This window comes from Type-D symbiont of Plautia stali (assembly GCF_001485335.1).
Taxonomy (GTDB): Bacteria; Pseudomonadota; Gammaproteobacteria; order Enterobacterales; family Enterobacteriaceae; genus Pantoea; species Pantoea vagans_C.
Genome location: NZ_BBOC01000005.1, coordinates 40,404 through 54,630 on the forward strand (window position 1 = coordinate 40,404; position 14,227 = coordinate 54,630).

At 55.5% G+C, this 14,227-nt stretch carries 11 protein-coding genes; 10 read left to right on the forward strand and 1 reads right to left on the reverse strand.

Going from position 1 to position 14,227, the window contains the following annotated elements; all coding sequences use genetic code 11:
• Positions 1-13: 13 nt before the first annotated feature.
• From msbA to PSSD_RS02795, 6 genes are all read left to right on the forward strand, one after another.
• Positions 14-1,762 carry a lipid A ABC transporter ATP-binding protein/permease MsbA gene (msbA, locus tag PSSD_RS02770; protein ID WP_058969305.1) on the forward strand — a complete coding sequence of 583 codons (1,749 nt, stop codon included), beginning with the start codon at positions 14-16 and terminating at the stop codon, positions 1,760-1,762.
• Positions 1,759-2,763: a tetraacyldisaccharide 4'-kinase gene (gene lpxK, locus PSSD_RS02775; RefSeq protein WP_058969307.1), complete on the forward strand. Its 1,005-nt coding sequence runs from the start codon at positions 1,759-1,761 to the stop codon at positions 2,761-2,763. Before msbA ends, lpxK begins: the two co-directional genes overlap by 4 nt.
• Positions 2,764-2,782: 19 nt before the next feature.
• Positions 2,783-4,000 (forward strand): winged helix-turn-helix domain-containing protein, encoded by a 1,218-nt coding sequence (locus PSSD_RS02780; RefSeq protein WP_058969309.1) that lies wholly within the window; start codon positions 2,783-2,785, stop codon positions 3,998-4,000.
• A 92-nt stretch (positions 4,001-4,092) separates the two neighbouring features.
• Positions 4,093-4,275 carry a Trm112 family protein gene (locus PSSD_RS02785; RefSeq protein WP_039332435.1) on the forward strand — a complete coding sequence of 61 codons (183 nt, stop codon included), beginning with the start codon at positions 4,093-4,095 and terminating at the stop codon, positions 4,273-4,275.
• Positions 4,272-5,021 carry a 3-deoxy-manno-octulosonate cytidylyltransferase gene (gene kdsB, locus PSSD_RS02790; RefSeq protein ID WP_058969313.1) on the forward strand — a complete coding sequence of 250 codons (750 nt, stop codon included), beginning with the start codon at positions 4,272-4,274 and terminating at the stop codon, positions 5,019-5,021. Before PSSD_RS02785 ends, kdsB begins: the two co-directional genes overlap by 4 nt.
• Before the next feature lie 110 nt (positions 5,022-5,131).
• Positions 5,132-6,025, forward strand: a complete 894-nt coding sequence (locus tag PSSD_RS02795; protein WP_058969315.1) for a YcbJ family phosphotransferase — start codon at positions 5,132-5,134, stop codon at positions 6,023-6,025.
• Here the strand turns inward: PSSD_RS02795 and elyC are convergent.
• Positions 6,005-6,790, reverse strand: coding sequence for an envelope biogenesis factor ElyC (gene elyC, locus PSSD_RS02800; RefSeq protein ID WP_058969317.1), 786 nt, complete (start codon positions 6,788-6,790; stop codon positions 6,005-6,007). The genes PSSD_RS02795 and elyC overlap by 21 nt on opposite strands.
• Before the next feature lie 124 nt (positions 6,791-6,914).
• On the opposite strand from elyC, the gene cmoM reads away from it, so the two are divergent.
• From cmoM to mukB, 4 genes are read left to right on the forward strand one after another with little or no spacing between them, the layout of a single operon-like run.
• Positions 6,915-7,688, forward strand: coding sequence for a tRNA uridine 5-oxyacetic acid(34) methyltransferase CmoM (gene cmoM / locus PSSD_RS02805; protein ID WP_058969401.1), 774 nt, complete (start codon positions 6,915-6,917; stop codon positions 7,686-7,688).
• Between the two features lie 11 nt (positions 7,689-7,699).
• Entirely contained in the window at positions 7,700-9,022 is a 1,323-nt protein-coding gene (gene mukF, locus PSSD_RS02810; RefSeq protein WP_039332444.1) for a chromosome partition protein MukF, read from the forward strand.
• Positions 9,003-9,737: a chromosome partition protein MukE gene (mukE, locus tag PSSD_RS02815; RefSeq protein WP_058969319.1), complete on the forward strand. Its 735-nt coding sequence runs from the start codon at positions 9,003-9,005 to the stop codon at positions 9,735-9,737. The genes mukF and mukE overlap by 20 nt, the downstream gene beginning before the upstream one ends.
• A complete protein-coding gene (gene mukB / locus PSSD_RS02820; RefSeq protein ID WP_058969320.1) occupies positions 9,734-14,200 on the forward strand; it encodes a chromosome partition protein MukB in 4,467 nt (1,488 codons plus the stop codon). Before mukE ends, mukB begins: the two co-directional genes overlap by 4 nt.
• Positions 14,201-14,227 lie beyond the last annotated feature (27 nt).

Consider the following 14,227-nt stretch of genomic DNA (forward strand, 5'->3'; position numbering starts at 1 on the left):
GCGTGAATAAATAATGCATCAAGACAAAGATCTCTCAACGTGGCAGACATTCCGCCGACTCTGGCCGATGATTGCACCGCACAAAGCTGGACTGTTCGTCTCTGCGGTGGCGCTGATTCTCAATGCGGCTGGCGATACCTTAATGTTGTCGCTGTTGAAACCTTTACTGGATGATGGCTTCGGGAAAGCCGATAAGTCCGTGATGCTGTGGATGCCGCTTGCGGTGATTGGTCTGATGCTGATTCGTGGCGTCACCAGTTATATCTCCAGCTATTGTATTTCCTGGGTATCCGGCAACGTGGTAATGAACATGCGTCGCCGTTTGTTTGGTCACATGATGGGCATGCCAGTGGCATTCTTTGACCAGCAATCTACCGGTACGCTGTTATCGCGCATTACCTATGATTCGGAACAGGTAGCGTCATCTTCTTCCAGTGCCTTGGTGACAGTGGTACGCGAAGGGGCCTCGATCATTGGCCTGTTTATCATGATGTTCTATTACAGCTGGCAGCTGTCATTGATCCTGATTGTGTTGGCACCGATTGTCTCCTTTGCCATTCGCACCGTGTCCAAACGCTTCCGCAACATCAGTAAGAACATGCAGAACACCATGGGCCAGGTCACCACCAGCGCCGAACAGATGCTGAAAGGGCACAAAGAAGTGCTGATCTTTGGTGGTCAGGATGTCGAGGCAGAACGTTTTTCTCAGGTCAGTAATAAAATGCGTCAGCAGGGTATGAAGCTGGTATCGGCTTCTTCCATCTCCGATCCGGTGATTCAGCTGATTGCTTCTCTGGCCCTGGCCTTCGTGCTGTATGCCGCCAGCTTCCCGAGCGTAATGGAAACCCTGACTGCCGGTACCATTACCGTGGTGTTCTCATCAATGATTGCGCTGATGCGTCCATTGAAATCACTCACCAACGTTAACGCCCAGTTCCAGCGTGGCATGGCGGCTTGCCAGACGCTGTTCTCGATTCTGGATAGTGAGCAGGAAATTGATAACGGCAAGCGTGAAATTGTCCGTGCAAAAGGCGATGTTGAATTCCGCAACGTCACCTTCACCTACCCAGGCCGTGAAGTGCCTGCACTGCGTGATATCAACCTGTCGCTGCCAGAAGGTAAAACCGTGGCACTGGTGGGGCGTTCAGGTTCGGGTAAATCGACTATGGCTAGCCTGTTGACGCGTTTTTACGACATCGATTCAGGTGAAATTCTGCTGGATGGTCACGATCTACGTGAATATACGCTGCGTTCGCTGCGTAATCAGGTGGCGCTGGTTTCCCAGAATGTCCACTTGTTCAACGACACCATTGCCAACAATATTGCCTATGCACGCAACGGTGAATACACGCGTGAGCAGATTGAGCAGGCTGCCACCATGGCGCATGCCATGGACTTCATCAAGAAAATGGATAACGGCCTCGATACCGTCATTGGTGAGAACGGGGTGCTGCTGTCTGGCGGCCAGCGTCAGCGTATCGCCATCGCGCGCGCCTTGCTGCGTGATTGCCCGATTCTGATTCTCGACGAAGCCACCTCCGCGCTGGATACCGAATCTGAGCGCGCCATACAGGCCGCGCTGGATGAACTACAGAAAAACCGCACTTCGCTGGTGATTGCCCACCGCTTGTCGACCATCGAAAAGGCCGACGAAATTGTGGTGGTGGAAGATGGTCGGATTGTTGAACGTGGTACCCATGAAGTCTTGCTGGCTGAGAAGGGCGCTTATGCGCAACTTCACAAACTGCAGTTTGGCCAATGATTGAACGCATCTGGAGCGGGCGCTCGCCGTTGTGGCTACTGTTGTGGCCACTCAGCTTGCTGTATGGGGCCATCAGTGTACTGATTCGCCTTAGCTATCAGCGCGGCTGGCGTAAAAGCTGGCGTGCGCCTTGCCCGGTGATTGTAGTCGGCAACCTCACGGCTGGCGGCAATGGCAAAACGCCCGTGGTGATCTGGTTGGTACAGGCGCTGCAGCAGCGTGGTCTGCGTGCGGGTGTTGTGTCGCGCGGTTACGGTGGGAAAGCAGATCGTTACCCACTGCGGGTCACGGCGGATACCCCTACAGCGTTAGCGGGTGATGAGCCGGTGCTGATTGCGCAGCGTACAAAGGCGCCAGTGGCGGTTGCCCCTGAACGCCGTCTGGCTGTGGAAGCGCTGCTGGCCGATCACGCACTGGATGTGATTATTACTGACGATGGGCTGCAGCATTACGCCTTGCAGCGCGATCGTGAAATTGTGGTCGTGGATGGTGCACGACGTTTTGGCAATGGCTGGTGGTTACCTGCGGGTCCTATGCGTGAACGTGCTTCACGCCTGCAGGATGTGAATGCGGTTATCGTCAATGGCGGTGAGGCGCAAGCGGGAGAAATCTCGATGACGCTGCAGCCGGGCTTAGCGGTGAATCTGCTCACTGGTGATACTGCCAGTCTGGATCAGTTACCGGCGATCGTGGCGATGGCCGGTATCGGTCACCCCCCGCGCTTCTTTAATACCCTGAAGCAGCAGGGCGTCAGTCCGGTTGCTGAGGTCGCTTTTGCTGACCATCATGCCTACAGCGAAGATGAACTGGCCCGCTTAACGCAGGCCGGGCAATGTTTGCTGATGACGGAAAAAGATGCCGTGAAGTGCCGTGGCTTTGCTCAAAAGCATTGGTGGTATCTGCCGGTTGATGCGCATCTGTCGGGCGCAACACTTGATGCGCTACTCGATGATGTAACGCAACTCTGCACTACTGCGCGCGAAACCCGCTCGCGCGCATAACCGTCACAGGGAACCGAGTATGACTACCGTTAATTCCCTCTCGCTGCAAACCGCTCGTCATCTCCATCTGGCTGCCCAGGGACTGTTACGTCCGCTGGGCCGCCGCGCGCGCTTTGCGGATATTCACGCCAGCGTGCGCCAAATGTCTTTGCTGCAAATTGACACCATCAACGTGGTGGCGCGCAGCCCTTATCTGGTGTTATTTAGCCGTCTTGGCGCTTACCCAACAAACTGGCTGGAAGAGACGTTAGCTGCCGGGGAACTGTTTGAGTACTGGGCACATGAAGCCTGTTTTATCCCGTTTGAGGATTATCCGCTGCTGCGCCATCGTATGCTGGAGCCACAACGGCTTGGCTGGAAATACAGTGAGCAGTGGGTGGAAGCGCATCAGCAGGAGATTACCGACTTACTGGCTCATATCAGTGAAAACGGCCCAGTTCGCGCCGCGGATTTCGCTAACGATAAGCAGACGAAACCCGGCTGGTGGGCATGGAAGCCCCATAAGCGTCATCTGGAGAATCTCTTCAGCGCCGGTGAATTGATGGTGGTAGAGCGGCGCAACTTCCAACGTGTTTACGATCTGCGCAGCCGCGTGATGCCGGAATGGAATGATGAACAGCATGCGCTTAGCGAAGCGGAAGCGGTGCTGGCGATGTTGAATCATAGCGCACGCAGCTTGGGTATTTTCCGCACGAACTGGCTGGCGGACTATTACCGGCTGAAACGCGCCCCTATCAAAACCTGGCTGGAAAAGGCAGAGGCACGGGGTGACATTGTCCGGGTCGAAGTGGAGCAACTGGGTGAAATGTGGTTGCACACAGGTCTGTTGCCGCTGTTGGAAAAAATGCCGACAGCTACGCACACTGCGTTGCTCTCTCCCTTTGATCCCGTGGTGTGGGACCGACGCCGTGCGCTTGAACTGTTTAATTTCGACTATCGTATCGAGTGTTACACCCCGGCCGAGAAACGCAAATATGGCTATTTTGTCCTGCCTGTCTTGCATCGTGGCGCTTTAAAAGCGCGTATTGATGCCAAAATGGATCGCCAGTCCCAGCAACTGGTAATTCGTGCCTTCTGGCTCGAACCCGGTGCGCGGGTGAGCAACGCGTTTCTTGAGGATGTGCAAAAAACGATTAATCGTTTTGCACAATGGCAGGGTGCGAGCCAGGTGATACTGGAAAATGCGCCCCCCGCGTTGCTGGCTGCCTGGTCCCATCAGTGGGATATCAACCGCTGACAACACACGAATATTGCCGCGCCCAGCGCACTGTGGCCGGGTGCGCTATGGTATGCTTAGTGCCTGACGAATCGGTGCTAAAGGAGAAAATGATGGATCACCGTTTACTTGAGATTGTTGCTTGTCCGGTTTGTAACGGAAAACTGTATTTCAACAAAGAGCAGCAGGAGCTGATCTGCAAACCTGACGGACTGGCCTTCCCGGTGCGTGACGGCATTCCCGTGTTACTGGAAGTGGAAGCCCGTACCCTGTCAGTTGAAGAGATCCATCCATGAGTTTCGTCGCGATCATCCCAGCGCGTTACGCATCGACGCGCCTGCCAGGCAAACCGCTGGTGGATATTCACGGCAAACCGATGGTGGTGCACGTGATGGAGCGTGCGCGCGAATCGGGAGCGGATCGGGTAATTGTCGCCACTGACCACCCAGAAGTGGCTGCAGCGGTGACGGCAGCGGGTGGTGAAGTCTGTATGACGCGCCCCGATCACCAATCTGGCACCGAACGTCTGGCCGAAGTGATCGAAAAATACCAGTTTGCCGATGACACTATCATCGTCAACGTGCAGGGTGATGAGCCGATGATCCCGGCTGAAATCGTCCGTCAGGTCGCAAATAATCTGGCGCAAGCCGATGCAGGAATGGCGACTCTGGCGGTGCCGATCACCGATGCTGAGGAAGCGTTCAATCCCAATGCCGTTAAAGTGGTGATGGATGCCAAAGGCTACGCGCTCTATTTTTCACGCGCTACCATTCCCTGGGATCGTGAGCGTTACGCGAAATCGCGTGAGCAAATTGGTGACACATTACTACGACACATCGGTATCTATGCCTATCGTGCCGGATTTGTCCGTCGCTATATCGCCTGGGAGCCGTGTCCGCTGGAACACATTGAGCTGCTCGAGCAGTTGCGCGTATTGTGGTACGGCGAGAAGATTCACGTCGCGGTGGCGCAAACCGTGCCAAGCGTTGGCGTGGATACACCGGAAGACCTGGCGCGCGTACGTGCGGCCATGCAAGGTTAATCTCCTATCGGCCAGCCATGTGTGCTGGCCACAAAGTTTGATCTGGCGCTAAGTATTACGCCACCATGGCCTCCAGGATAGTAAAGTCTTTTGACCGCGGAGGATAACGCATGGAACAGCTCCGTTCAGAACTGGCGCTGGTACTGGGTGAAGGTATCAGCCGCCTCGAAACCATCAGCGAACAGGCGCAATCGCGTCTGTATGCACTCTATGACAACAGCGGTAAGCCTATGCCGCTGGTGGCGAAGTATTTCCGTCATCAGGGACGCGCCGCGCTAGAAGCCAAAAAACTTACAATGCTGGGCCATGATGGCCTGGTGCCAGTGCCTGCGGTCTTTGGTTTAGTGCTGAGTCAGCAGCAACCGGTGCATGAAATGCTGCTGATGGCACGTTTCAATGGCGTATCGGCGGAGGCGCCGGCCCGTACCTCACTCCGTTGGGAGCAACTGTGCGAACAGATCGTTGAAGGTGTGCTGGGCTGGCATCGAATCGACAGCCACGGTTTAGTGGGCCGTGTCGATAGTGTGCAGGAGAACAGCTGGCCTGCGTGGTATCGCCAGCGTGTTGAAGTGCTGTGGTCGACGCTCGGCTACCTCTCACCGCCCTCATTTACGTTAGAAGATCGGCAGATTTTGTTCCGTAGTCGCCAGCAGTTAGCTCAATTGTTTGCCGATTTCGATGACCCCTGCGTGCTGATGCATGGCAATCTGCGCCTGGCCAGTATGTTGAAGGATGCGCACAGCGACCAACTGGTGGCGATGATGCAACCCGGCAATATTCTGTGGGCTCCACGCGAATATGAGCTGATGCGGCTGGCTGATAGCGGTGCCGAAGCCTCATTGCTGCAACACTATCTGCAGCGTGCGCCGGTGGCCGAAGGCTTTGTCTGGCGGCGCTGGCTATACCAGCTGTGGGATTGTGTGGATACCTTAGTCAGCAGCGGACAGTTTGACCGTCCGCGCTTCGACAATGCCCGTGAACAGTTACTGCCCTGGCTCGGCTGAGTTAAGGTCATCACCGCGCAGCCGCTGCCAGATTTGCCCTAATGTTTCATAAATGGCGCGCTCACTGTGACTCAACCACAGCGGCGAAGGCAGAATACGATCCCACGCACTGATAGGTGAGGTAATCGCGAGCTGGTTCGCGGGGGCGGCAATCGGATTCATGCCTGCGCTCTGGAAAAAGTGCATCGCACGGGGCAGATGGTTAGCAGAAGAGACCAACAGGAAAGGGTGTTGTCCAATGGTTTGCTTCACTGCCTGCGCTTCTTCACCGGTGTCGTGAGGTTGATCCATTGTAATGATCGCCTCAGGCGGCACGCCCAGACTTTCCGCCACTTCCGCCGCCACGCTGGCGTTGCTGCGACGGTTAAACCCCGCTGCTGCGCCGGTGAAGATCATTTTGGCCTGCGGATAGCGCCGCCATTGGCGAACCCCTTCCGCGACACGCGGCAGGCTGTTGTTAATCAAATTAGAGCTGGGAGCCCAATTCGGATTGAAGGTATAGCCACCGCCGAGCACCACGATATAATCCACCGGTTCCGTGCCGTTCCAGGTCGCATAGTGACGTTCCAACGGCAGCAGCAAGCGGTCGGCGATGGGTTGCAGGCTCAGCAGCAAGAGCATTAGCCAACTGGCGGAGATAAGGATTTTGCCGCTTTTTTGCCAACGGCTAAACCAGAGCAGCAAAAGTCCCGCCGCCATCAGTGACAGCAGCAGTGGCAAAGGCAATAACATCGCGCCAATCCATTTTTTTAATGCAAAAAACATTGAAAATTGCTCCTTTTGTCCGAAAAAACAGCAGCCAGACAGTTACGGTGGCGTGAAAGGTTCATTCTTGTCGAGCCTGTGACAAAATAGCATAAGTTGAATGCAGCAGATCGGAGCCATCATCATGCAGGATCGTAACTTTGACGATCTGGCGGACAAATTCTCGCAGAACATTTATGGCACGCGCAAAGGGCAGGTGCGCCAGGCGATCCTGTGGGACGAGCTTGATGCCTTGTTACCCACTTTGCCAGATGGCACGCTTGCTGTGCTGGATGCCGGCGGCGGCGTAGGACAAATTTCAAGTGGTCTGGCGGCGCGTGGCCATAAGGTACTGCTGTGCGATCTCTCTGCTGAGATGCTGAAACTGGCGGAAGCCCATGCCCACACCGAGGGTGTGAGCCACAACATGCAATTCAAACAAATTAGCGCCCAGCAGGTTGGCGAACATTTGGATAAGCCAGTTGATCTGGTATTGTTTCACGCTGTGTTGGAGTGGGTAGCTGAACCGGAAGCGGTGCTACGCGCGCTGTGGCAAACATTGAAGCCCGGCGGAGTGCTGTCTTTGATGTTTTACAACGCGCACAGCCTGACGTTCCGCACGCTGCAACTCGGTAATTTCGGCTACCTGCGTGCCAATATGACCAAACGTAAAAAGCGGACGCTATCGCCGGATTTCCCGCGCGATCCTGAGGACGTCAATCGCTGGTTGGTCGAGGCGGGTTTTGAGATTGAGCAACGAGCCGGGATTCGCGTGTTTTGTGATTACATGAAACCCCCACCGCCGGGCGTTGTGAAGAGCATAGAAGACATTATTGAAATGGAACGGCGCTACTGTCGTCAGGAGCCCTTTTTAAGCTTAGGGCGCTATATCCACGTGACCGCGCGCAAACCCAAGTAGAAGGATCAACTATGAGCGAATTTTCCCAGACGGTCCCCGAATTGGTGGCATGGGCGCGCAAGAATGACTTTTCACTTGCGTTGCCGGTAGAACGTCTGGCCTTTTTGCTGGCCATTGCCACCTTAAACGGTGAGCGCATGGACGGTGAAATGAGTGAAGGTGAACTGATCGACGCGTTTCGTCACGTCAGTAAAGCGTTCGAACAAACCAACGAAACTGTGCAAGTGCGTGCTAATAACGCCATCAATGACATGGTGCGTCAACGCTTGCTGAACCGCTTTACCAGCGAACTGACGGAAGGGCATGCCATCTATCGCCTGACGCCGCTCGCCATCGGCATTACCGACTACTACATCCGTCAGCGTGAGTTTTCTACGCTGCGTCTGTCGATGCAGTTGTCTATCGTAGCACAGGAACTGAAGCGCGCCGCCGATGCCGCTGAAGAGGATGGCGACGAATTCCACTGGCATCGTAACGTCTTCGCGCCGCTGAAATACTCCGTGGCGGAGATCTTCGACAGCATCGATATGACACAACGTTTGATGGATGAGCAGCAGCAAGCGGTGAAAACGGACATCGCCGATCTGCTCAATCAAGACTGGCGTGCGGCGATTTCCAGCTGTGAGCTGTTGCTGTCAGAAACCTCCGGCACGCTGCGTGAATTGCAGGATACGCTGGAAGCTGCGGGCGATAAGTTGCAGGCTAACCTGTTACGCATTCAGGACGCCACGCTGAGCAGCCCGGATCTCGGCTTTGTCGACAAACTGGTGTATGACCTGCAAAGCAAGCTGGACCGCATCATCAGTTGGGGCCAGCAGGCCATCGATTTGTGGATTGGCTACGACCGCCACGTGCATAAGTTTATTCGTACCGCCATCGACATGGATAAGAACCGCGTGTTCGCACAGCGTTTACGCCTGTCGGTGCAGAACTACTTCGATCAACCCTGGGCGCTGACCTACGCCAATGCCGATCGCCTCTACGATATGCGTGATGAAGAGATGACGCTGCGTAATGACGAGGTGATGGGTGAACTGCCGCCTGAGATGGAATACGAAGAGTTTAACGAGATTCGCGAGCAGCTGGCCGCGATGATCGAAGAAGCCTTACAGATTTATAAGCAAGAGCAAAAGCCGCTCAACCTCGCCACCGTGATGCGTGACTATCTGTCGCAGTATCCGCGTGCGCGCCACTTTGATTTGGCGCGCATCGTCATCGATCAAGCGGTGCGACTGGGTGTGGCAGAAGCTGATTTAGCCGGTCTGCCCGCGCAGTGGCAGACCATTAATGATTACGGAGCCAAGGTGCAGGCACATGTCATCGACAAATATTGAACAAGTGATGCCAGTTAAGCTGGCGTTGGCACTGGCAAACCCGATTTTCCCTGCGCTTGACAGTCAGTTGCGTGCGGGACGCCACATCGGCATCGAAGAGCTGGATAATCACGCTTTTTTGATGGATTACCAGGAGTACCTGGAAGAGTTTTATGCGCGCTACAACGTTGAATTGATGCGCGCACCCGAAGGTTTCTTTTATTTGCGTCCGCGCTCAACCACGCTGATTCCGCGCTCGGTACTCTCAGAGCTGGACATGATGGTGGGCAAAATCCTGTGCTACCTCTACCTCAGCCCGGAACGTCTGGCGAATGAAGGAATTTTCACCCAGCAGGAGCTGTATGACGAGCTGCTGTCGCTGGCTGATGAGAGCAAGTTGCTGAAGCTGGTGAATCAGCGTTCAACCGGCTCAGACCTGGACCGCGCCAAACTGCAGGAAAAAATGCGTGCTTCATTGAGCCGCCTGCGCCGTTTGGGCATGGTGTGGTTTATGGGCAACGACAGCAGTAAATTCCGCATTATGGAGTCCGTATTCCGCTTTGGTGCGGATGTGCGCAGCGGTGATGATGCGCGCGAAGCGCAACTGCGCCTGATCCGTGATGGTGAAGCCATGACGCTGGAGACGAAACCCGCAGCCAATGAGAGTGATGACGCAGAAAATGAACAGGACGCTGAAAGCGATGCGAATGATCACGCGGAGGATGAACAGGAATGATTGAACGCGGTAAATTTCGTTCGCTAACGCTGGTCAACTGGAACGGTTTCTTTGCCCGTACTTTTGATCTCGATGCGTTGGTGACCACGCTTTCCGGCGGTAACGGTGCCGGTAAATCCACCACCATGGCCGCTTTTGTCACGGCGCTGATCCCCGATTTAACGCTGCTGCATTTCCGTAACACCACCGAAGCGGGTGCCACCTCTGGCTCACGTGACAAAGGTCTGCACGGTAAACTGCGTGCGGGCGTCTGCTATTCGGTGCTGGATGTCGTCAATTCACGCCATCAGCGTGTGGTGGTGGGCGTACGACTGCAGCAAGTGGCCGGTCGCGATAAAAAAGTCGATATCAAGCCTTTCAGTATCCACGGCTTGCCAACGGATTCTCAGCCGACGGATATGCTGACCGAAATTCTTAACAGCCGTCAGGCGCGCGTGTTACCGCTGGCGGAAGTGAAAGAACGAGTCGAAGCGCAGGAAGGCGTACAGTTCCGCCAATACAACTCCGTTACCGATTACCACGCGGTGCTGTTTGAGCTGGGCGTGGTGCCGCGTCGTCTGCGCACCGCTGGTGACCGTAGCAAATTCTATCGTTTGATTGAGGCATCGCTGTATGGCGGTATCTCCAGCGCGATCACCCGATCGCTGCGCGATTATCTGCTGCCAGAAAATGGCGGCGTGCGCAAAGCGTTCCAGGATATGGAAGCGGCGCTGCGTGAGAACCGCATGACGCTGGAAGCAATTCGCGTCACGCAATCCGATCGCGACCTGTTTAAGCATCTGATTTCTGAATCGACCAGCTACGTTTCTGCGGATTATATGCGTCATGCCAATGAGCGACGCATTCATCTCGACGGTGCGCTGCAACTGCGTAATGAGCTGTTTACCAGCCGCAATCAACTGGCATCGGAGCAGTATCGCCATATCGAGATGGCACGTGAGTTGTCTGAGCACAACGGTGCAGAAAGCGATCTGGAAACCGATTATCAGGGTGCCAGCGATCACCTGAATCTGGTGCAGACCGCCATGCGCCAGCAGGAGAAGATTGAGCGTTATGATGCCGATCTCGAAGAGCTGACTTACCGCCTTGAAGAGCAGAATGAGGTGGTGGCGGAAGCGCGTGAAGTGCAGGAAGAGAACGAAGCGCGCGCCGAAGCAGCAGAAATCGAAGTGGATGAACTGAAAAGCCAGTTGGCCGACTTCCAGCAGGCGCTTGATGTGCAGCAAACCCGCGCGATTCAATATCAGCAAGCTTTACAGGCACTGGAAAAAGCGCGTATGCAGTGTCAGTTGCCGGATCTGACCATCGATAACGCGGCTGAATGGCAGGAAACATTCCAGGCACGTGAAGAAGAAGCTACTGAGCAACTGCTGCGTCTGGAGCAGAAACTTAGCGTGGCCGAAGCGGCCCACAGCCAGTTTGAGCAGGCACTGGCGCTGGTCACCAGCATTGCTGGTGAGGTTAGCCGTCAGGATGCATGGCAAATCGGGCGCGAGTTACTGCGCGATGCGGCCAATCAGCGCCATCACGCGGATCAACTCTCTTCACTACGTTTGCGCCTCAACGAACTGGAAACGCGTCTGCGTGAACAGCATGACGCCGAGCGTTTGCTGGCTGACTTCTGCAAACGCCAGGGGCAGCAGTACGATGCGGATGCGCTGGAAGGGCTGCAACGTGAATTAGAAGCACAGATTGAGCAGTTGAATGAAAGCGTCGCGGATGCGGGTGAACGCCGCATGCTGATGCGTCAGGAGCTGGAACAACTGCGCGAACGTATCACGGCATTGACCGCCCGTGCGCCGCACTGGTTGGCCGCGCAGGAAATCCTGACTCAGCTCAGTGAGCAGACCGGACAAGCGCTGACCAATAGCCAGCAAATCACCGAATTTATGCAGCAGTTGCTGGAGCGCGAGCGTGAAACCACCGTCGAGCGTGACGACGTGGCGGCCCGCAAGCGTGAGGTAGAGCAGCAAATCGAGCGCCTCAGCCAGCCTGGCGGTGCCGAAGATGCCCGCCTGACCCAGCTGGCGGAGCGTTTTGGCGGTGTGCTGCTGTCGGAAATCTATGATGACGTCACGCTCGACGACGCGCCCTATTTCTCGGCGCTGTATGGTCCTTCTCGCCACGCCATCGTGGTGCCGGATCTGTCGCTGGTGCGTGAGTTGCTGGATGGCCTCGACGATTGTCCGGAAGATCTCTATTTAATCGAAGGGGATCCGCAGTCCTTTGATGACAGCGTATTCAGCGTCGATGAGCTGGAAAAAGCGGTAGTGGTGAAGGTGGCAGAGCGCCAGTGGCGTTACTCTCGCTTCCCGAAAGTGCCGTTGTTTGGTCGCGCTGCGCGTGAAAATCAGCTGGAACTGCTGAACAACGAACGCGAGCAGCTGGCGGAGCGCTTTGCCACGTTATCGTTCGATGTGCAGAAAACCCAGCGTTTGCATCAATCATTCAGTCGTTTTATCGGCAGTCATCTGGCGGTAGCCTTTGATGAGGATCCTGAAGCGCAAATCCGCCAACTCAATAGCCGTCGTGGCGAGCTGGAACGCGCTTTGGCGCAGCATGAGAATGACAACCAGCAACAGCGTGCGCAGTTCGAGCAGGCCAAAGAAGGTGTCAGCCAGCTGAACCGCCTGTTACCGCGCGTAAACCTGCTGTTGGACGATTCGCTAGGCGATCGCTGCGAAGAGATCCGCGAGCGCGTTGAAGAGGCACAGGAAGCAGCGCGTTTCTTACATCAGCACAGCACTAAACTCAGCAAGCTGGAGCCACTGGTCTCCGTGTTGCAAAGCGATCCTCAGCAGCATGACCAACTGGAACGTGACTATCAGCAGGCGCAACAGCAGCAGCGCGATGCGCGTCAGCAGGCCTTTGCCCTGACGGAAGTGGTGCAGCGCCGCGCGCACTTCAGCTACCAAGATTCAGCGGGCATGCTGAATGGCAACACCGATCTTAACGAGAAACTGCGCCGTCGTCTTGAACAAGCAGAAGCCGAGCGCAGCAGCGCGCGTGAACGCCTGCGTGGCCATCAGGCCCAGCTCACGCAGTATTCGCAAGTATTGGCGTCACTGAAAAGTTCCTACGATGCCAAGCGCGACATGCTGAAAGAGATGCAGCAAGAGATGCAGGACATTGGGGTTCATGCCGATGCCAGCGCCGAAGAGCGTGCACGTATTCGCCGTGATGAGCTGTACACGGCGCTGAGCCATAACCGTGCGCGTCGCAATCAGCTGGAAAAACAGCTGACCTTCTGCGAAGCCGAAATGGACAGCCTGCAGAAAAAACTGCGTAAGCTGGAGCGCGATTACCATGTGATTCGCGAGCAGGTGGTCAGTGCCAAAGCGGGTTGGTGCACGGTACTGCGATTGGTGAAAGAGAATGGCGTTGAGCGTCGTCTGCATCGTCGTGAACTCGCTTATCTGAGCGGTGACGAGCTACGTTCGATGTCCGATAAGGCCTTGGGTGCGCTGCGTCTGGCGGTGGCAGATAACGAGCATTTACGCGATGTATTGCGTATGTCAGAAGATCCCAAACGCCCTGAACGCAAGGTGCAGTTCTTTATCGCGGTGTACCAGCATCTGCGCGAGCGTATCCGCCAGGATATCATTCGCACCGACGATCCGGTTGAAGCCATCGAACAGATGGAAATCGAGCTGAATCGACTGACGGAAGAGTTGACCGCGCGCGAGCAAACATTGGCTATCAGCTCCCGCAGTGCGGCCAACATCATTCGCAAGACCATTCAGCGCGAGCAGAACCGTATTCGTCAGTTGAACCAAGGCCTGCAGGCGGTGAGTTTTGGCCAGGTGCGCAGCGTGCGTCTCAACGTCAACGTCCGCGAAGCGCACTCAACGTTGCTGGATACCTTGTCAGAGCAGCATGAAGCGCATCAGGATCTGTTTACCAGTAATCGTCTGACCTTCTCGGAAGCACTGGCAAAATTGTATCAGCGCCTCAACCCACAAATCGATATGGGTCAGCGCACGCCGCAAACCATCGGTGAAGAGCTGCTCGACTACCGCAACTATCTGGAGATGGAAGTGGAGGTTAACCGTGGCTCGGATGGCTGGCTGCGCGCCGAGAGTGGTGCGTTGTCGACCGGTGAAGCGATCGGTACCGGTATGTCGATTCTGGTGATGGTGGTGCAGAGCTGGGAAGAGGAGTCCCGTCGCCTGCGCGGTAAGGATATTTCGCCGTGCCGTCTGCTGTTCCTTGATGAAGCCGCGCGTCTTGATGCCCGTTCGATTGCGACGCTTTTTGAACTCTGTGAACGTCTGGAGATGCAGCTGGTGATTGCTGCGCCAGAGAACATCAGTCCGGAAAAAGGGACCACTTACAAGCTGGTTCGTAAGGTGTTCAACAACACGGAACACGTTCATGTGGTCGGTCTGCGTGGTTTCTCAGCGGACCCGGCACCGGTGAAGCGTGAGAACAGCGATATCGATTTGGAAACAGAAAATACCTAGCGCTGAATCTGGTTAAAAAACAGCGCA

Excerpts from the sequence above, each read along its gene's own strand:
- msbA (WP_058969305.1), top strand. The coding sequence starts at position 14 with ATGCATCAAGACAAAGATCTCTCAACGTGGCAGACATTCCGCCGACTC.
- lpxK (WP_058969307.1), top strand. The coding sequence starts at position 1,759 with ATGATTGAACGCATCTGGAGCGGGCGCTCGCCGTTGTGGCTACTGTTG.
- PSSD_RS02780 (WP_058969309.1), top strand. The coding sequence starts at position 2,783 with ATGACTACCGTTAATTCCCTCTCGCTGCAAACCGCTCGTCATCTCCAT.
- PSSD_RS02785 (WP_039332435.1), top strand. The coding sequence starts at position 4,093 with ATGGATCACCGTTTACTTGAGATTGTTGCTTGTCCGGTTTGTAACGGA.
- kdsB (WP_058969313.1), top strand. The coding sequence starts at position 4,272 with ATGAGTTTCGTCGCGATCATCCCAGCGCGTTACGCATCGACGCGCCTG.
- PSSD_RS02795 (WP_058969315.1), top strand. The coding sequence starts at position 5,132 with ATGGAACAGCTCCGTTCAGAACTGGCGCTGGTACTGGGTGAAGGTATC.
- elyC (WP_058969317.1), bottom strand. The coding sequence starts at position 6,790 with ATGTTTTTTGCATTAAAAAAATGGATTGGCGCGATGTTATTGCCTTTG.
- cmoM (WP_058969401.1), top strand. The coding sequence starts at position 6,915 with ATGCAGGATCGTAACTTTGACGATCTGGCGGACAAATTCTCGCAGAAC.
- mukF (WP_039332444.1), top strand. The coding sequence starts at position 7,700 with ATGAGCGAATTTTCCCAGACGGTCCCCGAATTGGTGGCATGGGCGCGC.
- mukE (WP_058969319.1), top strand. The coding sequence starts at position 9,003 with ATGTCATCGACAAATATTGAACAAGTGATGCCAGTTAAGCTGGCGTTG.
- mukB (WP_058969320.1), top strand. The coding sequence starts at position 9,734 with ATGATTGAACGCGGTAAATTTCGTTCGCTAACGCTGGTCAACTGGAAC.